Annotated in this window: 17 protein-coding genes; 6 read left to right on the top strand and 11 right to left on the bottom strand. The window is 58.3% G+C overall.

All coding sequences use genetic code 11. The features are described from left to right. The first annotated feature begins 42 nt into the window (after window positions 1–42). Genes lptD through apaH form a run of 6 tightly spaced genes read left to right on the top strand, consistent with a single transcriptional unit; the run spans window position 43 to window position 6,778 of the window. Entirely contained in the window at window positions 43–2,391 is a 2,349-nt protein-coding gene (gene lptD / locus ABLU50_RS07410; protein ID WP_032455544.1) for an LPS assembly protein LptD, read from the top strand. Between the two features lie 54 nt (window positions 2,392–2,445). Further along, window positions 2,446–3,732, top strand: a complete 1,287-nt coding sequence (surA, locus tag ABLU50_RS07405) for a peptidylprolyl isomerase SurA (RefSeq protein WP_004204278.1) — start codon at window positions 2,446–2,448, stop codon at window positions 3,730–3,732. A gap of 5 nt (window positions 3,733–3,737) precedes the next feature. After that, window positions 3,738–4,727, top strand: a complete 990-nt coding sequence (pdxA, locus tag ABLU50_RS07400) for a 4-hydroxythreonine-4-phosphate dehydrogenase PdxA (RefSeq protein WP_065802780.1) — start codon at window positions 3,738–3,740, stop codon at window positions 4,725–4,727. After that, window positions 4,724–5,545 (top strand): 16S rRNA (adenine(1518)-N(6)/adenine(1519)-N(6))-dimethyltransferase RsmA, encoded by an 822-nt coding sequence (gene rsmA, locus ABLU50_RS07395; RefSeq protein WP_004204275.1) that lies wholly within the window; start codon window positions 4,724–4,726, stop codon window positions 5,543–5,545. Before pdxA ends, rsmA begins: the two co-directional genes overlap by 4 nt. A gap of 2 nt (window positions 5,546–5,547) precedes the next feature. Continuing rightward, on the top strand, window positions 5,548–5,925 hold the full coding sequence (gene apaG / locus ABLU50_RS07390; protein ID WP_004204274.1) for a Co2+/Mg2+ efflux protein ApaG: 378 nt from the start codon (window positions 5,548–5,550) through the stop codon (window positions 5,923–5,925). A gap of 4 nt (window positions 5,926–5,929) precedes the next feature. Further along, window positions 5,930–6,778: a bis(5'-nucleosyl)-tetraphosphatase (symmetrical) ApaH gene (apaH, locus tag ABLU50_RS07385; RefSeq protein WP_348864651.1), complete on the top strand. Its 849-nt coding sequence runs from the start codon at window positions 5,930–5,932 to the stop codon at window positions 6,776–6,778. Window positions 6,779–7,056: 278 nt separating this feature from the next. Here the strand turns inward: apaH and folA are convergent, their stop codons facing one another. The 11 genes from folA to citD form a co-directional block, all read right to left on the bottom strand. After that, window positions 7,057–7,536, bottom strand: a complete 480-nt coding sequence (folA, locus tag ABLU50_RS07380; RefSeq protein WP_004204271.1) for a type 3 dihydrofolate reductase — start codon at window positions 7,534–7,536, stop codon at window positions 7,057–7,059. Between the two features lie 173 nt (window positions 7,537–7,709). Then, window positions 7,710–9,575: a glutathione-regulated potassium-efflux system protein KefC gene (gene kefC / locus ABLU50_RS07375; protein ID WP_004204270.1), complete on the bottom strand. Its 1,866-nt coding sequence runs from the start codon at window positions 9,573–9,575 to the stop codon at window positions 7,710–7,712. Then, a complete protein-coding gene (kefF, locus tag ABLU50_RS07370) occupies window positions 9,568–10,101 on the bottom strand; it encodes a glutathione-regulated potassium-efflux system oxidoreductase KefF (protein ID WP_004204269.1) in 534 nt (177 codons plus the stop codon). Before kefF ends, kefC begins: the two co-directional genes overlap by 8 nt. A gap of 131 nt (window positions 10,102–10,232) precedes the next feature. Further along, window positions 10,233–10,466, bottom strand: coding sequence for a YgdI/YgdR family lipoprotein (locus ABLU50_RS07365; RefSeq protein WP_002888059.1), 234 nt, complete (start codon window positions 10,464–10,466; stop codon window positions 10,233–10,235). Between the two features lie 169 nt (window positions 10,467–10,635). Further along, window positions 10,636–13,860 carry a carbamoyl-phosphate synthase large subunit gene (gene carB / locus ABLU50_RS07360; protein WP_004204267.1) on the bottom strand — a complete coding sequence of 1,075 codons (3,225 nt, stop codon included), beginning with the start codon at window positions 13,858–13,860 and terminating at the stop codon, window positions 10,636–10,638. Window positions 13,861–13,877: 17 nt separating this feature from the next. Further along, complete coding sequence (gene carA, locus ABLU50_RS07355; protein ID WP_004204266.1) at window positions 13,878–15,026, bottom strand: glutamine-hydrolyzing carbamoyl-phosphate synthase small subunit; 1,149 nt, start codon at window positions 15,024–15,026, stop codon at window positions 13,878–13,880. Between the two features lie 457 nt (window positions 15,027–15,483). Continuing rightward, on the bottom strand, window positions 15,484–16,305 hold the full coding sequence (gene dapB, locus ABLU50_RS07350; RefSeq protein WP_087833120.1) for a 4-hydroxy-tetrahydrodipicolinate reductase: 822 nt from the start codon (window positions 16,303–16,305) through the stop codon (window positions 15,484–15,486). A 226-nt stretch (window positions 16,306–16,531) separates the two neighbouring features. Beyond that, window positions 16,532–17,440, bottom strand: a complete 909-nt coding sequence (gene citG / locus ABLU50_RS07345; RefSeq protein ID WP_004204264.1) for a triphosphoribosyl-dephospho-CoA synthase CitG — start codon at window positions 17,438–17,440, stop codon at window positions 16,532–16,534. A gap of 18 nt (window positions 17,441–17,458) precedes the next feature. Further along, entirely contained in the window at window positions 17,459–18,985 is a 1,527-nt protein-coding gene (gene citF, locus ABLU50_RS07340) for a citrate lyase subunit alpha (protein WP_087833121.1), read from the bottom strand. A 10-nt stretch (window positions 18,986–18,995) separates the two neighbouring features. Beyond that, complete coding sequence (citE, locus tag ABLU50_RS07335; RefSeq protein WP_032455538.1) at window positions 18,996–19,865, bottom strand: citrate (pro-3S)-lyase subunit beta; 870 nt, start codon at window positions 19,863–19,865, stop codon at window positions 18,996–18,998. After that, entirely contained in the window at window positions 19,862–20,155 is a 294-nt protein-coding gene (gene citD / locus ABLU50_RS07330; protein WP_032426016.1) for a citrate lyase acyl carrier protein, read from the bottom strand. The genes citE and citD overlap by 4 nt, the downstream gene beginning before the upstream one ends. Window positions 20,156–20,170: the final 15 nt, after the last annotated feature.

Genomic DNA, 20,170 nt, shown 5'->3' with positions numbered 1-20,170 from the left:
GCAAGCCGCTGCCACAAGATGATGGAACAATAAATACAACGTATGAAAAAACGTATTCCCAGCCTCCTGGCTACGATGATTGCCAGCGCCTTGTATAGCCAACAAGGCCTCGCTGCCGATCTCGCAACGCAATGTATGCTTGGCGTGCCAAGCTTTGATCGTCCGCTCGTGGAAGGGCGGCCTGGCGATCTGCCGGTGACGATTAACGCCGATCATGCGAAGGGCAATTACCCGGACAACGCCGTCTTTACCGGCAACGTCGATATCAACCAGGGGAATAGCCGCCTCCGCGCCGACGAAGTTCAGCTGCATCAGCAGCAGGCCGCGGGCCAGGCGCAGCCGGTGCGCACGGTGGACGCGCTGGGCAACGTGCATTACGACGATAACCAGGTGATCCTCAAAGGACCAAAAGCCTGGTCGAATCTGAATACTAAAGATACCAACGTCTGGCAAGGCGATTATCAAATGGTCGGACGCCAGGGACGCGGTACTGCTGACCTGATGAAACAGCGCGGTGAAAACCGCTATACCATTCTGGAAAACGGCAGCTTTACCTCCTGTCTGCCGGGCTCCGACACCTGGAGCGTCGTGGGTAGCGAAGTTATCCACGATCGCGAAGAGCAGGTCGCCGAGATCTGGAACGCCCGCTTCAAGCTTGGCTCCGTGCCGATTTTCTACAGCCCCTACCTGCAGCTGCCGGTGGGCGATAAGCGTCGTTCCGGCTTCCTGATCCCGAACGCGAAATACAGCACCAAAAACGGCGTGGAATTCTCCCTGCCGTACTACTGGAACATCGCGCCAAACTTCGATGCTACCATCACCCCGCACTATATGAACAAGCGCGGCGGCGTGATGTGGGAAAACGAATTCCGCTATCTGACCCAGCTCGGCAGCGGCTTAACGGAGTTCGACTACCTGCCGTCGGATAAAGTCTACGAAGATGACCACTCCAGCGACAGCAACAGCCGCCGCTGGCTGTTCTACTGGAACCACTCCGGAGTTATCGATCAGGTGTGGCGTCTGAACGCTGACTACACCAAGGTCAGCGATCCTGACTACTTCAACGATTTCAGCTCGAAGTATGGTTCCAGTACCGACGGCTATGCGACGCAGAAATTCAGCGCCGGGTATGTCAATCAGAACTTCGACGCCACGGTCTCAACCAAGCAGTTCCAGGTCTTCGATCGAGAGTCGAGCAACTCCTACTCGGCTGAGCCGCAGCTCGACATTAACTACTACCAGAACGATGTCGGTCCGTTCGATACCCATCTGTACGGCCAGGTCGCCCATTTTGTTAACTCGAATAACAACATGCCGGAAGCGACCCGCGTTCACTTCGAGCCGACGATCAACCTGCCGCTGTCGAACGGCTGGGGCAGTCTGAATACCGAAGCCAAGCTGCTGGCGACCCACTACCAGCAGAGCAACCTCGATAAGTACAACGCCGCCAACGGCACGGACTACAAAGAGTCCGTTAGCCGTGTGATGCCGCAGTTTAAAGTCGACGGCAAAATGGTCTTCGAGCGCGACCTTCAGGAGGGATTCACCCAAACGCTGGAACCACGCATGCAGTATCTGTATGTGCCGTACCGCGATCAGAGTGAAATCGGCAGCTATGACTCCACGCTGTTGCAGTCGGACTACACTGGCCTGTTCCGCGACCGTACCTATAGCGGTCTCGACCGCATCGCGTCGGCCAATCAGGTCACTACCGGTATCACCTCGCGCGTGTATGACGCCGCCGCGGTGGAACGTTTTAACATTTCCGTTGGTCAAATCTACTATTTCACCGAGTCACGCACCGGTGATGACAACATCAACTGGGAGAACAACGACACCACGGGTTCACTGGTATGGGCCGGCGACACCTACTGGCGCATTGCCGATAACTGGGGTCTGCGCGGCGGGATCCAGTACGATACGCGTCTGGATAACGTCGCAACCGGTAACGGCACCATTGAATACCGTCGCGATGAAAACCGCTTAGTCCAGCTTAACTATCGTTACGCCAGCCCGGAATATATTCAGGCCACACTGCCGTCATATTCCACCGCGGCGCAATATAAAGAGGGTATCTCGCAGGTGGGGATGACCGCCAGCTGGCCGATCGTCGATCGCTGGTCCGTGGTCGGTGCCTACTACTACGATACCAATACCCGGAAAGCAGCAAACCAGATGTTGGGTGTCCAGTATAACTCCTGCTGCTACGCCATCCGTCTTGGCTACGAACGCAAAGTCAACGGCTGGGATAGCAACAACAACGGCGGCGAGAGCAAATACGACAACACCTTCGGAATCAATATCGAATTGCGCGGTCTGAGCTCTAACTACGGCCTCGGCACCCAGCAGATGCTGCGTTCGAACATTTTACCGTACCAGAGCTCCCTGTGATGCGGCTGGTTTACAACATCATCCGCATTTGCGGTTAATCGAAATGGAAAAAGTATGAAGAACTGGAAAACGCTGCTTCTCGGTATCGCCATGATCGCGAATACCAGTTTCGCTGCCCCCCAGGTGGTCGATAAAGTAGCGGCCGTCGTCAATAATGGCGTCGTGCTGGAAAGCGACGTCGATGGTTTGATGCAATCGGTTAAGCTCAATGCTGGTCAGGCTGGCCAACAGCTGCCGGATGACGCGACCCTGCGCCATCAAATCCTCGAAAGACTGATCATGGACCAGATCGTGTTACAGATGGGGCAGAAGATGGGCGTGAAGGTCTCTGACGACCAGCTCGATCAGGCCATCGCCAACATCGCTAAACAAAACAACATGACCATGGATCAGATGCGCAGCCGTCTGGCCTATGAAGGCATCAACTACAACACCTACCGTAACCAGATCCGTAAAGAGATGCTGATTTCGGAAGTGCGTAACAATGAAGTGCGTCGTCGCATCACCGTGCTGCCGCAGGAAGTGGAAGCGCTGGCCAAACAGATCGGCGACCAGAACGACGCCAGCACCGAGCTCAACCTGAGCCACATCCTGATCCCGCTGCCGGAGAACCCGACCTCCGATCAAGTCGCCGCGGCCCAGGAGCAAGCGAATGCTATCGTTGAGCAAGCGCGCAACGGCGCCAACTTCGGTAAACTGGCGATCACCTACTCCGCCGACCAGCAGGCGCTGAAGGGCGGCCAGATGGGCTGGGGTCGTATCCAGGAGCTGCCGGGCATTTTCGCCCAGGCGTTAAGCACCGCGAAGAAAGGGGATATCGTCGGTCCGATCCGTTCCGGCGTCGGCTTCCACATTCTGAAAGTGAACGATCTGCGCGGCGGGACCCAGAACATCTCCGTCACTGAAGTGCATGCCCGTCATATTCTGCTGAAGCCATCGCCAATCATGAACGATGCGCAGGCTCAGGCTAAGCTGGAGCAAATTGCCGCCGACATTAAGAGCGGGAAAACCACCTTCGCTAAAGCGGCGAAAGCGTATTCTGAAGATCCGGGCTCGGCGAACCAGGGCGGTGATTTAGGCTGGGCCACGCCGGATATCTTCGACCCGGCGTTCCGCGATGCGCTGATGCGTCTGAACAAAGGGCAGACCAGCGGACCAGTGCACTCCTCCTTCGGCTGGCACCTGATCGAACTGCTGGATAGCCGTCAGGTCGACAGAACCGACGCCGCGCAGAAAGATCGTGCTTACCGTATGCTGATGAACCGCAAATTCTCTGAAGAAGCGGCAACCTGGATGCAGGAACAGCGCGCCAGTGCGTATGTTAAAATTCTGAGCAACTAATATCGATGCCTGAAACCCGTAAAGTTGTTATCACTCCCGGCGAACCCGCCGGGATTGGCCCTGACCTGGTCGTGCAGCTTGCCCAGCGCGACTGGCCAGTTGAGCTGGTGATCTGCGCCGACGGCGCCCTGTTAACTGACCGAGCCCAAAGGCTCGGTCTTCCTTTATCTCTCCTGCCATACGATCCTGCGCAACCGCCCGTTCCGCAGCGTGCCGGTACGCTGACGCTGCTTAACGTCCCGCTGAGCGTCCCGGCGGAGCCCGGCGTGCTGAACGTACAGAACGGCGCCTACGTGGTCGAGACGCTGGCGCGCGCCTGCGACGGCTGCCTGAGCGGCGAATTTGCGGCGTTAGTGACCGGTCCGGTGCACAAAGGCAACATCAACGACGCCGGCATCGCCTTCACCGGTCATACCGAGTTCTTCGAAGAGCGCGCGCAGGCCAGCAAAGTGGTGATGATGCTGGCGACCGAGGAGCTGCGGGTGGCGCTGGTGACGACCCATCTGCCGTTGAAAGCCATCAGCGAGGCGATAACGCCCGACCTGCTGCGCGAGATCATCACGATTCTCGATCACGACCTGCGCACGAAATTTGGTATTGCCCAGCCGCACGTGCTGGTTTGCGGGCTTAACCCGCATGCTGGCGAAGGCGGTCATATGGGAACGGAAGAGATAGATACCATCATTCCGGTGCTGGAAGAGATGCGCGCGAAGGGGATGAACCTCAGCGGTCCGCTGCCAGCTGACACCCTTTTCCAGCCCAAATACCTTGACCATGCCGATGCAGTACTCGCGATGTACCACGATCAGGGCCTGCCCGTGCTAAAATACCAGGGCTTTGGCCGCGGCGTGAACATTACGCTCGGTTTACCTTTTATTCGTACCTCCGTCGACCACGGCACCGCACTGGAATTAGCGGGCCAGGGAACAGCGGACGTCGGCAGTTTTATCACGGCGCTTAATCTCGCCATCAAAATGATTGTTAATACCCAATGAATAATCGAGTCCATCAGGGCCATTTAGCCCGTAAACGCTTCGGGCAGAACTTCCTCAACGATCAGTTTGTGATCGACAGCATCGTCTCGGCGATTAATCCGCAGAAAGGCCAGGCGATGGTTGAAATCGGCCCCGGTCTCGCCGCGCTGACCGAGCCGGTCGGCGAACGCCTTGACCAGTTGACCGTCATTGAGCTGGACCGCGATCTGGCGGCACGCCTGCAGACGCATCCGTTCCTCGGGCCGAAGCTGACCATCTATCAGCAGGATGCGATGACCATGAACTTCGGCGAACTGGCGGAGAAAATGGGTCAGCCGCTGCGCGTCTTCGGCAACCTGCCGTACAATATTTCGACCCCGCTGATGTTCCATCTGTTCAGCTATACTGATGCCATTGCCGATATGCACTTTATGTTGCAGAAGGAAGTGGTGAATCGTCTGGTTGCCGGACCGAACAGTAAGGCGTATGGTCGGTTAAGCGTGATGGCGCAATATTATTGCCAGGTGATCCCGGTACTCGAAGTGCCGCCGAGCGCGTTCACCCCGCCGCCTAAGGTCGATTCCGCGGTGGTCCGCCTGGTGCCGCACAGCACGATGCCGTATCCGGTCAAAGAGATCCGGGTGCTGAGCCGCATCACCACCGAAGCGTTCAACCAGCGCCGCAAGACCATCCGCAACAGTCTCGGCAACCTGTTCAGCGTGGAAGTGCTGACCGAGCTGGGCATCGATCCGGCCATGCGTGCAGAAAATATTTCCGTGGCGCAGTACTGCCAGATGGCCAACTGGCTGTCTGACAATCTGCCATCGAAGGAGAGCTAACCATGATTAATTCGCCTCGTGTTTGCGTCCAGGTGCAAAGCGTCTATATCGAATCGCAATCTTCTCCGGAAGAAGAGCGCTACGTCTTCGCTTATACCGTCACCATTCGCAATCTGGGGCGGAGTCAGGTTCAGCTGCTTGGCCGCTACTGGCTCATCACTAACGGCCACGGTCGTGAGACTGAAGTTCAGGGTGAAGGGGTGGTCGGCGAGCAACCGCATATTCCCGCCGGCGGTGAATATCAATATACCAGCGGCGCGGTCATTGAAACGCCGCTGGGAACCATGCAGGGTCATTATGAGATGATCGATATCGACGGCGCGCCGTTCCGTATCGAGATCCCTGTTTTCCGTCTCGCAGTTCCAACGCTCATTCATTAAAACAATGTCAACATACCTTATTGGCGACGTTCACGGTTGCTACGATGAACTGATCGCATTATTAGCGCAGGTTGAATTCGACCCGCGGAGCGATACGCTGTGGCTGACCGGCGATCTGGTAGCCCGTGGCCCGGGGTCGCTGGAGGTTCTGCGCTATGTCAAATCTCTGGGCGACAGCGTGCGACTGGTGCTGGGCAATCACGATTTACACTTGCTGGCGGTCTTCGCCGGCATCAGCCGCAACAAGCCGAAGGATCGTCTGAAATCACTGCTGGAAGCGCCGGATGCCGATGAGCTGCTTAACTGGCTGCGTCGTCAGCCGCTGCTCCAGGTGGACGAAGAGAAAAAGCTGGTGATGGCCCATGCCGGCATCACTCCGCAGTGGGATCTGGAGACCGCCCAGCACTGCGCGCGCGATGTTGAAGCGGTGCTCTCCAGCGACTCCTACCCTTTCTTCCTTGATGCCATGTACGGCGACATGCCGAATCACTGGAGCAACGAGCTGAGCGGCCTGGCGCGCCTGCGCTTTATCTCTAACGCTTTTACCCGCATGCGCTACTGCTTCCCGAACGGCCAGCTGGATATGTACTCGAAAGAAGCGCCCGAGGACGCCCCGGCGCCGCTGAAGCCGTGGTTTGCCATTCCTGGTCCGGTCAGCAGTGCCTACAGCATTGCCTTTGGCCACTGGGCGTCGCTGGAGGGACGCGGTACGCCGGAGGGCATTTACGCGCTGGATACCGGCTGCTGCTGGGGCGGTGAACTCACCTGCCTGCGCTGGGAGGATAAGCAGTACTTTACCCAGCCGTCGAACCGGCAGAAAAGCCTCGACGAAGGCGAAGCCGTCGCGTCCTGAAGAAACAGGCGCACTCCCCCGGACCCGCGCAAGCGCAGCGCCGCCGGGCAAGAACTGCGGACGCGGAGCCGCTTTTGTGTCGGGTGGCGGCTAACGCCTTACCCGACCTACGTTTACGTGCCATTTGTCAGCCGGGCAGCACTCTGGAAAGACGCATCCCGCGACGGGTAACATGGCGCAGAAAAGTAGTGGCAGCGTCATCCGCGCTGAATTCACGCCAAAGAAAACCCCGGTCACGCCAGACGCGACCGGGGTTTTTTCATTGCTATCCTTCCCGCTTAACGGCGTTCGAGGATCTCAAAGCAGTAGCTGTGGGAGTTCTGCGCGTCGGCGTCATGAAACTCGCTGAACACCGATTCCCACTGGTCCGGATCGTAATCCGGGAAATGGGTATCGCCTTCCACTTCCGCATCGATATGGGTCAGATAGAGCTTCTGCGCCTTTGGCAGGAACTGCTCATACACCCGACCGCCGCCGATCACCATGATCTCTTCCACATCGCCGCAGGCGGCAATCGCTTCGTCAACGGAGGAGACCCACTGCACGCGATCGTCGCTGCCTGGCTTGCTGCTGATCACGATATTTTTACGCCCCGGCAACGGGCGCCCAATGGATTCCCAGGTCAGACGCCCCATCACTACCGGCTTATTTAATGTGTTGCGTTTGAACCAGGCGAGATCGGCAGGCAGGTTCCATGGCATGGCGTTTTCCATACCAATGACGCGATCTACCGCTAACGCCGCAATCAGACTGATCATTCATTCATTCCTGAGTACAAAAAATTGTCGCCACTATACGGAAAGCGTACAACTTCGTCGACTGGCCGGAGGGTAAAGAATAAGAAAATTTTCTGATTTGCTGGCAAGCCCACGTTCACACCGTGGGCCGCCAGAACAGGATCCAAACGAAAACAGAATGTTACTGATTAGCGTCAGGCGGAGGGCTTATTTTCCGGCTCATCGGCGATATCGCCGGTGTGCCTGCCCTCTTCCGTCCCCTGCCAACCGTGACGCTGCACCAGCGACAGATGATGACGATCTTCGTTGATGATGCCGGTCAGCATATCGCTGGTCCGCTTGAAGACCGCCACCCGCGACGCCGCGTCGTTTTCCGCCATCGCCACCATCTCTTCGACCATCTGCAGGTTGAAACGACGGAACAGATCGGCCCGCTCGCGCGCTTCATACGCGCCGAGCCCCAGCGCCTCCAGCGTCATTCGGCCGGATTTCAGCGCCGCCTCGAAGGTTTCACGCTCCGGGGCATCAACGCCAGCCTGACGCAGCTGGATATAGTGATCGACATCGCGGGCGCGGGAGATAATCTGCAGATGCGGAAAATGCTCTTTTACCCTCGCCACCAGCTCCAGGCTGACGTGCGGATCGTCAATGGCATTGATCAGTACCTCCGCCTTTTCGGCGCCGGCCGACTCCAGCAGATCGACCCGGGTGGCGTCGCCGTAGAAGACCTTCATATCAAATTTGCGCAGAGTATCGACATGGTCCGGGTCGTGATCGAGGATCACCATCTTCACCCCGCTGGAGAGCAGTAGTCGCCCGGCGATCTGCCCGAAGCGGCCAAAGCCGGCGACAATCACCCGCGGCTGCTCTTCATCAATCTCGTCCGCATCCCGCGCCTGGCCGCTGGACGATTTCTCCAGACGGGTCAACAGCACCAGCAGAATGGGGGTTGCCGCCATCGACAGCGCCACCGCCAGGGTCAGCGCCTTTGCCCATTCGCCGTCCAGCACCTCCGCCATCCGCGCGGCGCCAAAGACCACAAACGCGAACTCACTCCCCTGTCCCAGCAGCACCGCAAACCAGCGGCGCTGAGCGCGCGGCACGCCAAGCGGCCTGGCGATAAGCCACAGCATCAGCATTTTTATCGCCAGGAAACCCACCAGCAAAATCACGATACGCAGCGGATGGGTGACCAGGGTGCCGAAATCAATCGACATCCCGACGCCGATAAAAAACAGCCCCAGCAGCAGGCCTTTAAACGGCTCAATATCGCTTTCCAGCGCATGGCGATACTCGGAGCTGGCCAGCAACACCCCGGCGAGAAACGCCCCCATCGCCATCGACAGCCCCACCTCCTCCAGCAACAGTCCAAAGCCGAAGACCAGGAACAGGGCCACGGCGCTGAATACTTCGCGCAGACCGGAACGGGCGACAAAGCGCAGCAGCGGACGGGTCAGATAGCGCCCCAGCACCACCACCAGCGCCAGCGCCGCGGCCACCTTCAGCGCGGAAAGGGCAAAAGCCATCAGCGAAGTGGCGCCGCCGCTGGCCGCCAGCAGCGGGATCATCGCCACCAGCGGGATCGCCGCGATATCCTGGAACAGCAGCACCGCGAAGGCGCTGCGCCCCATCTGCGATACCGTCAGATTCCGCTCATTCATCGCCTGCATGGCGATCGCGGTTGATGAGAGCGCCAGGGTCATACCGATCAGCTCGGCCACCTGCCAACGCAACCCCAGCAGCATGCAGAAGAGGCCGATCAATACCCCACAGGCCACCATCTGCAGCGCACCGCCGCCAAACACCGAAGCGCGCAGCTTCCACAGACGCTGCGGATCCAGCTCCAGACCAATGACGAACAGCATCAGCACCACGCCAATCTCGGCAAAGTGCAGAATCGCCTCGGCGTCGGTCACCAGCCGCAGCCCCCACGGCCCAATAATACAGCCGGCGATGAGATAGCCCAGCACCGACCCAAGCCCAAGGCGGACGGCGATGGGCACAATCAGCGCCGCGGCGCCCAGGTAAATCAGCGCCTGTATCAGCGTATGGCTATCCATTTTGATGTGCCTCCTGCCAGTCGATTAAGCGTTGACGATAATGGCGGGCCTGCGCCTGCAGCGTTTCGTCATCGCAGATAAAGGTGCAGTGCATGGCGAACGGCGGCAGCCATTTCATCCCGCAGTAGAGCGCCGTGGCCTGCAGCGGCTGCGCCAGCACCGGGAAACCGGGAAACGAACCGATATCAAAGTGGCTTTCACCGCCGCCGGTGGTCACCGCCCACATCAGCGATTTACCGCGCAGCGCAATACCGTTATGGCCATAGGCCCAGCCGTGCGACAGCACTTTGTCCATCCACAGCTTCAGCAGCGGCGGCACGCTATACCACTGCATCGGGTGCTGCCAGATAACCAGATCGGCACGGGCGAGCGCCGCCTGCTCGGCGGCGACATCGATATTAAAGTCGGGATAGAGTTGATAGAGGGAGCGTATCTCTACGCCTTCAAGCGTCCCTGCTTGTTCAAGCATTCGCTTATTCGCATGCGAATGCTGCGGATAAGGATGCGCATAAATTATCAGAATCATTGATTGGCCTGCGTTAGCTCTTGTCGTAATCAGCAAGAGTGTAGACAGTTAAATGAACCGCTTACAATGATAACTGTGATTTATGTCGCGGTGGTGGACACAACGCGCGCCTGAATGGCAAACGTCAGGCCTTAATTATCCAGCTCATCCATAGATTTCACCTGATCGCGGTTAATCTGCTCCACGCGTCCGGTTTCGGCATTTTTGTAAGAGACCAGACCGGTATCATCATCCACCTGCGGTTTACCGCTGGTGACAATGGTCTTGCCGTCGGTGGTTTTGATCGACTGATTCGATGAGCAGCCGGCCACGAACATGATTGCCGTCGCTGCCAGTGCGGATGCCACCAGAATATTGTTCCGCATTGTATCCTCCTGTCTTTTCATCAATAGGTATCGTTATGGTGCTAACTATAGTTAGCCTGACCCGACAGGGGGTTAAAAGCAGAACTCTCTGAAGATGGCCGCGGCCAAAAAAAATGGGCTGACGAAGTCGTCAGCCCAGGTGTGTTGCTATCCGGCCAGGCCGGAGCGCTTATTTGGTGATTTGCGCGTGCATTTCCTGAACCGAAATCACCTTGTCGGTGGCGTCAGCGTTCAGCGCCATCGCGGTGGCAAAGCCGCCGTTCAGGGTGGTGTCATAGTGCACCTTGTACTGCAGCGCGCTGCGGCGAATCAGCTTGGAGTCTTCAATCGCCTGACGACCTGCGGTGGTGTTGATGATGTAGGTATATTCGCCATTCTTGATGCGGTCCTGAATGTGCGGACGACCTTCATGCACCTTGTTCACCAGACGCGGGTTGATGCCCGCTTCGCCCAGCACAATCGCCGTGCCGTGAGTCGCATCCAGCTCGAAGCCAAACTTCAGCAGCTTCGCTGCCAGGTCGACCACTCGCTCTTTGTCGCCTTCGCGGACGGAGAGCAGCGCGCGACCCTGTTTCTTCATGGTCGAGTTGCTGCCCAGCTGCGCTTTGGCGAACGCTTCGGCAAAGGTACGGCCAACGCCCATCACTTCCCCGGTGGAACGCATTTCTGGCCCTAACAGCGGGTCAACGCCCGGGAATTTGTTGAACGGCAGGACCACCTCTTTCACCGAGTAGTACGGCGGGATGATCTCTTTGGTCACGCCCTGCTGCGCCAGCGTCTTACCGGCCATCACGCGCGCCGCCACTTTCGCCAGCGGTACGCCGGTGGCTTTGGAGACGAACGGCACGGTGCGCGCCGCACGCGGGTTGACTTCAATCAGATAGACTTCGTTATCTTTCACCGCGAACTGGACGTTCATCAGACCGCGAACCTGCAGCTCGAAGGCCAGCTTCTGCACCTGCTCGCGCATCACATCCTGAATCTCTTTGCTCAGGGTATAGGCTGGCAGGGAACAGGCGGAGTCGCCGGAGTGGACGCCTGCCTGTTCGATATGCTCCATGATGCCGCCAATCAGCACCATTTCGCCATCGCAGATGGCATCGACATCCACTTCAATCGCGTCGTCGAGGAAGCGGTCCAGCAGCACTGGCGCGTCGTTGGAGACGCTGACCGCAGTCTGGAAGTAGCGGCGCAGATCCTGCTCGTCATAGACGATCTCCATCGCCCGACCGCCGAGCACGTAAGACGGACGCACCACCAGCGGGTAGCCAATCTCTTTCGCTTTCTCTACCGCCTGCTCAATGGCGGTAACGGTGGCGTTCGCCGGCTGCTTCAGCTTCAGACGGTCAACCGCGTGCTGGAAGCGCTCACGGTCTTCCGCCCGGTCGATAGCGTCCGGGCTGGTACCAATAACCGGTACGCCTGCGGCTTCCAGGGCGCGCGCCAGCTTCAGCGGAGTCTGCCCGCCGTACTGCACGATAACGCCTTTTGGCTTCTCGATGCGCACGATTTCCAGCACGTCTTCCAGGGTGACCGGCTCGAAGTACAGACGGTCGGAAGTGTCGTAGTCGGTAGAGACGGTTTCCGGGTTACAGTTGACCATGATGGTCTCGTAACCGTCTTCGCGCAGCGCCAGCGAGGCGTGTACGCAGCAGTAGTCAAATTCGATACCCTGACCGATACGGTTCGGGCCGCCGCCGAGGACCATGATTTTATCGCGGTCAACGGACGGGTTGGACTCGCACTCTTCTTCATAGGTGGAGTACATGTAGGCGGTATCGGTGGCGAATTCCGCGGCGCAGGTGTCCACGCGCTTGTAGACCGGGTGCAGGTCATACTGGTCGCGCAGTTTACGGATTTCCGCTTCCCGCACGCCCGCCAGCTTCGCCAGACGCGCATCGGCAAAGCCTTTACGTTTCAGGGTGCGCAGGAAGTCAGCGTCGAGGCCGTTGATGCCCACTTCCGCCACTTTCTCTTCCAGACGGACCAGCTCTTCAATCTGCACCAGGAACCAGCGGTCGATGTTGGTCAGGTTGAAGACGCCGTCAACCGAGAGGCCCGCGCGGAACGCGTCGGCGATGTACCAGATACGCTCAGCGCCGGCGTCTTTCAGCTCGCGGCGGATTTTGGTCAGCGCTTCCGGATCGTCGAGGCTCACTTTCGGATCGAAGCCGGTGGCGCCCACTTCCAGACCGCGCAGCGCTTTCTGCAAGGATTCCTGCTGGGTACGGCCAATCGCCATCACTTCGCCGACGGACTTCATCTGGGTGGTCAGACGGTCATTGGCGCCGGCGAATTTTTCGAAGTTAAAGCGTGGGATTTTAGTGACCACGTAGTCGATGGACGGCTCGAAGGAAGCCGGGGTACGGCCGCCGGTGATGTCGTTCATCAGCTCGTCGAGGGTGTAACCTACTGCCAGCTTGGCTGCCACTTTGGCAATCGGGAAACCGGTGGCTTTGGAGGCCAGCGCCGAGGAGCGGGAAACGCGCGGGTTCATTTCAATAACGATCAGGCGACCGTTTTTCGGGTTGACCGCGAACTGAACGTTAGAGCCGCCGGTTTCGACGCCGATTTCACGCAGCACCGCCATCGAGGCGTTACGCATGATTTGGTATTCTTTGTCGGTCAGGGTCTGCGCCGGCGCAACGGTGATGGAGTCACCGGTGTGGATCCCCATGGCGTCGAAGTTTTCGATAGAGCAGACGATGATGCAGTTGTCGTTCTTATCGCGCACCACTTCCATCTCATACTCTTTCCAGCCGATCAGCGATTCATCAATCAGCAGCTCGTTGGTAGGAGAGAGATCCAGGCCGCGGGTACAAATCTCTTCAAACTCTTCGCGGTTATAGGCGATGCCGCCGCCGGTGCCACCCATGGTGAACGACGGACGGATGATGCACGGATAGCCGACGTCAGCCGCTACCGCCAGCGCCTCTTCCATCGTATGGGCGATACCTGAACGCGCGGTGTCGAGACCGATTTTTTTCATCGCGATATCGAATCGGCGACGGTCTTCGGCCTTGTCAATCGCATCGGCGGTGGCGCCAATCATGGTCACGCCGAATTCAGCCAGCACTCCCTGACGCTCCAGCTCCAGCGCGCAGTTCAGCGCCGTCTGGCCGCCCATGGTCGGCAGCACCGCGTCCGGGCGCTCTTTTTCGATGATTTTGCGCACCACTTCCCAGTGAATCGGCTCGATGTAGGTGGCATCGGCCATTTCCGGGTCGGTCATGATGGTCGCCGGGTTAGAGTTCACCAGGATAACGCGGTAGCCCTCTTCGCGCAGGGCTTTACAGGCCTGGGCGCCGGAGTAGTCAAACTCGCACGCCTGGCCGATAACAATCGGGCCCGCGCCCAGAATCAGGATACTTTTTATGTCTGTACGTTTTGGCATGGCTCTTATACTCCTGATTATTTCGCGGACTGACGGTATTGCTCAATTAACTCGATAAAGTGGTCGAACAGCGGCGCGGCATCGTGCGGCCCCGGGCTCGCTTCAGGGTGCCCCTGGAAGCTGAACGCCGGCTTGTCGGTGCGATGGATCCCCTGCAGGGTGCCGTCGAACAGCGACTTGTGGGTCACGCGCAGGTTGGCCGGCAGCGTCGCCTCATCCACGGCGAAGCCGTGGTTCTGGGCGGTGATCATCACCACGTTATTATCAATATCTTTCACCGGGTGGTTGCCGCCGTGGTGGCCGAACTTCATCTTAATGGTCCTGGCGCCGCTCGCCAGCGCCAGCAGCTGATGGCCGAGACAGATGCCGAACACCGGAATATCGGTCTCGAGGAATTTTTCAATCGCCTCGATAGCGTAATCACACGGCGCCGGGTCGCCTGGGCCGTTGGAGAGGAAAATACCGTCCGGATTCAGCGCCAGCACATCCGCCGCCGACGTCTTCGCCGGCACCACCGTCAGGCGGCAGCCGCGGTCAACCAGCATGCGCAGGATGTTGCGTTTCGCGCCGAAGTCATACGCCACGACGTGGAACGGCAGCTCGCTTTCCGCTTTCGCTTCCGGCAGGTCGCCCGCCAGGGTCCAGCTACCTTGCGTCCAGCTGTAGGTTTCTGCGGTGGTCACTTCCTTCGCCAGGTCCATGCCGTTCAGGCCCGGGAACGCTTTCGCTTTTTCCAGCGCCAGCTGGGCATCCGGGCTGTCGCCCGCGATGATGCAGCCATTCTGCGCCCCTTTCTCACGCAGCAGACGCGTCAGCTTGCGGGTATCGATATCGGCAATCGCCACGATGTTATGGCGCTTCAGATAGGAAGAGAGGTCTTCGGTACTGCGGAAGTTGCTGGCAATCAGCGGCAGGTCGCGAATAACCAGACCCTGAGCATGTACCTGAGAAGATTCTTCATCGGCGGCGTTGGTGCCGACATTACCAATATGAGGATAAGTAAGAGTGACGATTTGGCGGGAATAGGAAGGATCAGTGAGGATTTCTTGATAACCGGTCATTGAAGTATTGAAAACGACTTCCCCAACCGCCGTGCCGGTTGCCCCGATGGCCCGACCGTGAAACTGGGTTCCGTCTTCCAGAACCAATAGCGCTGACTTAATCAAAACATCCTCCAGAGAATATCCACTCACTTTATTTGCATATTAATTCATAAACACGATCTGAATCAATGCAAATCTGTTGCCCGCAGATTTTTGGCAAACGGCGGCATTCTGGAGAGATGTCGGATAAAAGTCAACTTAAAGCGGAGATTTTTAATGTCATTTTACGCCACTGGCGCATAACACGTGATTTTTACGCCAAAAAGATCAACAAACCTGGCTGAGAAAACGCTTGCGGACGGCGAAGAGTGTAAAATCTGGCGCTGGACGGCAAAAAAGTGGACCAGATGGTCAAAATTTACATTTCATTCACTTGAAAACCGAACAATACCCTAACTTATAGCCAATTCAGAAAAATAACAACCTAAAGCGGCCAAAAATAAAAAAGGGCAACAAAATATTGCCCCTTGCATCAATAACTTATTGATAGCAATAACCACATCACGATGGGTAATAATCGTTATAAACTATTCAGATCAAGCACGTCACGCATATCAAAGAGTCCGATTTTCTTGCCTTTCAGCCACAATGCAGAGCGAACTGCGCCATTAGCAAAGGTCATTCGACTGGAGGCTTTATGGGTGATCTCGATACGTTCGCCAATATCAGCAAACATCGCCGTATGCTCCCCGACGATATCCCCCGCGCGGACGGTGGCGAAGCCAATGGTGCCCGGGACGCGTTCGCCAGTGTGGCCTTCACGGCTGTAGACCGCGCAGTCCTTGAGATCTTTGTTCAATGCTCCGGCGATCGCTTCGCCCATCGCCAGCGCGGTGCCTGACGGCGCATCCACTTTATGCCGATGGTGCGCTTCGATAATTTCGATGTCGGTGTAGTCGCCCATCACCTTCGCCGCCTTCTCCAGCAGCTTTAACAGGACATTGACGCCGACGCTAAAGTTAGCGGCGAAGACAATGGCAATCTCCTGCGCGGCGTCGCGAATCGCCTGCTTGCCGGCGTCGTCAAAACCGGTGGTGCCGATGACCATCCCTTTGCCGTGGTCGCGGCAAAACGCCAGATGGTTCAGCGTGCCTTCCGGGCGGGTAAAATCGATCAACACGTCGAAATCATCTTTTACCGCCGTCAGGCTGCTTTGCACCGTGACGCCCGCTTTGCCGGCACCCGCCAGCTCGCCGGCGTCGCTGCCCACCAGGCTGGACCCTTCGCGCTCCAGCGCCGCGCCCAGCGCCACTCCATCCATCTGCAGCGCAGCCTGAATTAACTGGCGTCCCATCCGGCCGCCCGCGCCGGCGATGGCCACGCGGATTTGTGCATCATGCATAGCTATTCTCTTTTGTTAACATTACGTAAATTGTTTTCAGAGTAACCAGCCCGTCAGCGGGCCGCTACTCAAAAACGCCGATAATTAGAAATTTATGACAAACGGCGGACGATATCAGTAAAAACTATACGATTGTGCCGCAATTCCTCGTTTACGCAGTGATAACCAGGATGGCGAATGATGATGCCCCGCCCGCCGGTGCGGGCGAAGGCCATGTTGCAGAGGGTTACAGCGGGAAAAGCGCGCCGGCGGGAAACGCGGATAAAAACCAGGTCACCGCCAGCAGATCGGCGCTACCGCCGGGGCTGAGATGGCGGGCAATCAGATCGTCATCAAACTGGCGCAGCGCCTCCAGGCCACCGTCAGCCAGTACGCCGCCCTGCCACAGCAGCCGCTGCGCCTCCTGCTGGACATAGTTCAGCCCGGCCAGCCCGCCGCGAGACACCAGATTGGTGTCATCATTCCATGCCATCAGATGCAGCAGGGTTTGCAGCAGCGCCAGATTGCTGTCGCCAGTCTCCTCCATCATGCGGTTAAAGACCGGTAACGCCTGGGTACGCACGGTCAGGAATCCGCTCTCCGCCTCGCCGCGGGCGCCGGAGAAACCGTAGCGCAGAAAATGAATCTCGCCTTTGCTCAGCCGTTCCCCGCTGGCGGAGGACAATTCCTGCATAACCATGCCGCGACAGAAGCGCGCCACCTGGTCGCAAAGTCGGTGCTGCTCTACCGGCTCGCCTTTCGAGACCAACCTGCCCGCCGCCGCGCTGAGCAGGCCAAAAGCGAAGATCGCCCCTCGATGGGTATTCACCCCGCCGGTGACCTCCAGCATATCGTTCTCGCAGGCCATTCCCACCGGACGCAGCATCATCAATACCTGCTCCGGCGCGACCGCCGCGGTATCGTGGCCCATGATAAAAAACTTCTCCATCCACGGCGCCACCACCGCGGTACTGGCCTCAAACGAGGCCAGATCCATATCCCGGTGCGCGCCAGCGTTACGAATATCCACCAGCCCGGGCTTTGGGGTCAGGCGAACTTCGGTCAACAGCGCGCGCTCTACCGCGCTGACCACCTCTTCGGCGCTCAGTGGTTTCCCGCGTAGCACACGCGGAGGTTGAATTAACACGTCGCTCATAGCCTTTCCCCTCTGCGCTTAGTCGCTGTTTTTCACCTGATGGATCACATCGATGACCGAACCGTCGCGATAGCGGACTACCGCCACCACCCGATCGGTAAATTCGATCGCTTTCGGTTTGCCCGTCAGCAGCTCCGCGCGCTGCTGCAGTTCCTCAATGGTCATCAGCGGAATACCGGCGTTGTGTAAATTGTCGATCAGGTCCTGGCGCGCCGGGTTTATCGCAATGCCATGGTCGGTGACCAGCACATCCACGCTGGCTCCCGGCGTCACGCGGGTCAGCACTTTTTCCACGACGCAGGGAATGCGGCCGCGAACTAACGGTGCGGTAATGATGGTCAGATCCGCGCCGGCGGCGGTATCGCTATGTCCGCCTGACGCGCCGCGCAGCACGCCGTTGGAGCCGGTCATCACGTTGACGTTAAAGTCGGTGTCAATTTCCAGCGCGCTGAGCATCACTACGTTTAAGCGCTCGCAGGAGGCCCCTTTGGAACCCGGGCTGGCATACTGATTAGTAGAGATTTCGACGTGGTTCGGGTTCTGCGCCAGCGAGCGCGCCGCATCGCCATCGAACGATTGGGTGTCGAGCAGCGTTTTAATCAGCCCTTTCTCATGCAGGTCGACCATCGTCCCGGTGATGCCGCCAAGGCCGAAACTGGCGGTAATGCCGTTGCGGCGCATTTTGTCTTCCAGGAAGCGGCTCACCGCCAGCGAGGCGCCGCCGGTGCCGGTCTGCAGCGAGAAACCATCTTTAAAGTAACCGGAATGTTCAACCACTTTCGCCGCCTGGCGGGCGATCAGCAGCTCGCGCGGGTTGCTGGTCAAACGAATGGCGCCCGCGGTGATTTTTTGCGGATCGCCCACTTCGTCCACCTGAACGATCAGATCCACCTGATCCTGGGCGATACTGGCCGGGTAGTTAGGGTAATCCACCCACTCTTCGGTCAACAGCACGACGCATTTGGCATGTTCCGCATCAACGCGCGCGTAGCCCAGCGAGCCGCAGCGCGACTTACCGCTAAAGCCGTTGGCGTTGCCAAACTCATCGCAGCAGGGAACGCCGAGGAACGCCACGTCAATGGACAGCTCACCGCTTTGGATCAGCTGTACGCGACCACCGTGAGAGTGGATCTGCACCGGATTTTCCATCAGGCCGGCGGAGATCTCCTCGCCAAGCTTGCCGCGCAGACCGGAGGTGTAGATCTGACGGATCACGCCGTTTTTAATATGCTCAATCAGCGGCCAGTGGGCGTCGATCAGCGAACTGGACGCCAGGGTCAGATCGCGAAATCCCATCTCCGCTAGCTTCGCCACCACCATATTGACCACTTTGTCACCGCCGCGAAACGCGTGGTGGAACGAGATGGTCATGCCGTTTTGCAGGCCGGAGCGACGGATTGCCGTTTCCAGCGAGTCGCAGATTTTACGCTGACGCTTTTCCGTCTCACTAGCAAGCCACGGACTTTTCGCCGTCACGCCGTTGTAAGGGGTCAATCCTTCCGGCATCACGTACTGCTGATTAAGCATTGCTACTGTCTCTTTCATCTTATTCCCCTTAATCACGAATACCGGAAGCCGAAAGCGCCACCACTTTGCGCGCGTGGTCGATAATCGGTCCATCGATCATCTTACCGTTCAGCGACACCACGCCCAGACCGCGCGACTCTGCCTCTTCCGCCGCGGCAATCACCTCCAGCGCATGGTCGACCTCTTTTCGCGTCGGGGCATAGACCTGGTGCAGCAGTTCGATCTGGCGCGGGTTGACCAGTGATTTCCCGTTGAAGCCGAGGTTCTTCGCCAGATTCGCTTCCGCAAGAAATCCCTCTTCATTATTAATATCCGACCACACCACGTCATAGGCGGCGATGCCGGCAACCCGCGCAGCATGTAGCACGGCGCAGCGGGCATAGAACAGCTCAGTGCCGTCGCCGCGGGAGGTGCCCATATCCATCACGTAATCGAAAGCCGCCAGCGCGATGGCCGACAGACGCGGGCTGGCGCGGGCGATCTCGACCGCGTTTACCACCCCCAACGCCGACTCGATGGCCGCCATGAGCCTGGTGCTGCCCACTTCGCGGCCGCACGCACGCTCAATACGCTCAACGTGAGCTTCCAGCTCATGGATATCTTCTTTGCTGTCGGTTTTCGGCAGGCGCACCATATCCACGCCCGCACGAACCACGGCTTCCAGATCGGCCAGTCCAAACGGGGTATTTAGTGGGTTAATGCGCACCACCGTTTCGATATCCTGATACAGCGGGTGCTGCAGCGCCTGATACACCAGCAGACGAGCGGTATCTTTCTCGCGCAGCGAAACGGCATCTTCAAGGTCGAACATCACCGCATCGGCGCCGTAGACGAATGAAGTACTTAACATGGCGGCATTGGCGCCGGGGATAAACAGCATACTGCGACGTGGTTTCATAGCTGGCTCCATTGCAATTGAGACTGTTGCGCCGCACGCAGGGCCGCAGCCTGAACTCGGGCGCGCAGAACGCACTCCAGCGCCCCTTTATCATCCACCACCACGTTGGCCTGGCTAACACCGAGCTGCGTCAGGGTTTCTCTGACCACTCGCTCAATCGCATCGCCAAACTGCTGCTTCACAATGCTGTCGATCTCCAGTTGAATGCCCGGCTGCGTCGCCGGCCCAATCCTGACCATCACATCGCTGGACTCCAGCGTGCCGGCCAGGGCGTCAATCTTCATTTCCATAGAGGCAAATCCTTT

Source organism: Klebsiella sp. GG_Kp173 (assembly GCF_040062415.1).
Classification (GTDB): Bacteria; Pseudomonadota; Gammaproteobacteria; order Enterobacterales; family Enterobacteriaceae; genus Klebsiella; species Klebsiella quasipneumoniae.
The sequence above is the reverse complement of the archived record's forward strand: the minus strand, read 5'-3'. Positions and strand labels throughout refer to the sequence as shown.

What these genes read in the sequence shown, in the direction of transcription:
- lptD (WP_032455544.1), top strand. Translation starts at nt 43, where the DNA reads ATGAAAAAACGTATTCCCAGCCTCCTGGCTACGATGATTGCCAGCGCC.
- surA (WP_004204278.1), top strand. Translation starts at nt 2,446, where the DNA reads ATGAAGAACTGGAAAACGCTGCTTCTCGGTATCGCCATGATCGCGAAT.
- pdxA (WP_065802780.1), top strand. Translation starts at nt 3,738, where the DNA reads ATGCCTGAAACCCGTAAAGTTGTTATCACTCCCGGCGAACCCGCCGGG.
- rsmA (WP_004204275.1), top strand. Translation starts at nt 4,724, where the DNA reads ATGAATAATCGAGTCCATCAGGGCCATTTAGCCCGTAAACGCTTCGGG.
- apaG (WP_004204274.1), top strand. Translation starts at nt 5,548, where the DNA reads ATGATTAATTCGCCTCGTGTTTGCGTCCAGGTGCAAAGCGTCTATATC.
- apaH (WP_348864651.1), top strand. Translation starts at nt 5,930, where the DNA reads ATGTCAACATACCTTATTGGCGACGTTCACGGTTGCTACGATGAACTG.
- folA (WP_004204271.1), bottom strand. Translation starts at nt 7,536, where the DNA reads ATGATCAGTCTGATTGCGGCGTTAGCGGTAGATCGCGTCATTGGTATG.
- kefC (WP_004204270.1), bottom strand. Translation starts at nt 9,575, where the DNA reads ATGGATAGCCATACGCTGATACAGGCGCTGATTTACCTGGGCGCCGCG.
- kefF (WP_004204269.1), bottom strand. Translation starts at nt 10,101, where the DNA reads ATGATTCTGATAATTTATGCGCATCCTTATCCGCAGCATTCGCATGCG.
- ABLU50_RS07365 (WP_002888059.1), bottom strand. Translation starts at nt 10,466, where the DNA reads ATGCGGAACAATATTCTGGTGGCATCCGCACTGGCAGCGACGGCAATC.
- carB (WP_004204267.1), bottom strand. Translation starts at nt 13,860, where the DNA reads ATGCCAAAACGTACAGACATAAAAAGTATCCTGATTCTGGGCGCGGGC.
- dapB (WP_087833120.1), bottom strand. Translation starts at nt 16,305, where the DNA reads ATGCATGATGCACAAATCCGCGTGGCCATCGCCGGCGCGGGCGGCCGG.
- citG (WP_004204264.1), bottom strand. Translation starts at nt 17,440, where the DNA reads ATGAGCGACGTGTTAATTCAACCTCCGCGTGTGCTACGCGGGAAACCA.
- citF (WP_087833121.1), bottom strand. Translation starts at nt 18,985, where the DNA reads ATGAAAGAGACAGTAGCAATGCTTAATCAGCAGTACGTGATGCCGGAA.
- citE (WP_032455538.1), bottom strand. Translation starts at nt 19,865, where the DNA reads ATGAAACCACGTCGCAGTATGCTGTTTATCCCCGGCGCCAATGCCGCC.
- citD (WP_032426016.1), bottom strand. Translation starts at nt 20,155, where the DNA reads ATGGAAATGAAGATTGACGCCCTGGCCGGCACGCTGGAGTCCAGCGAT.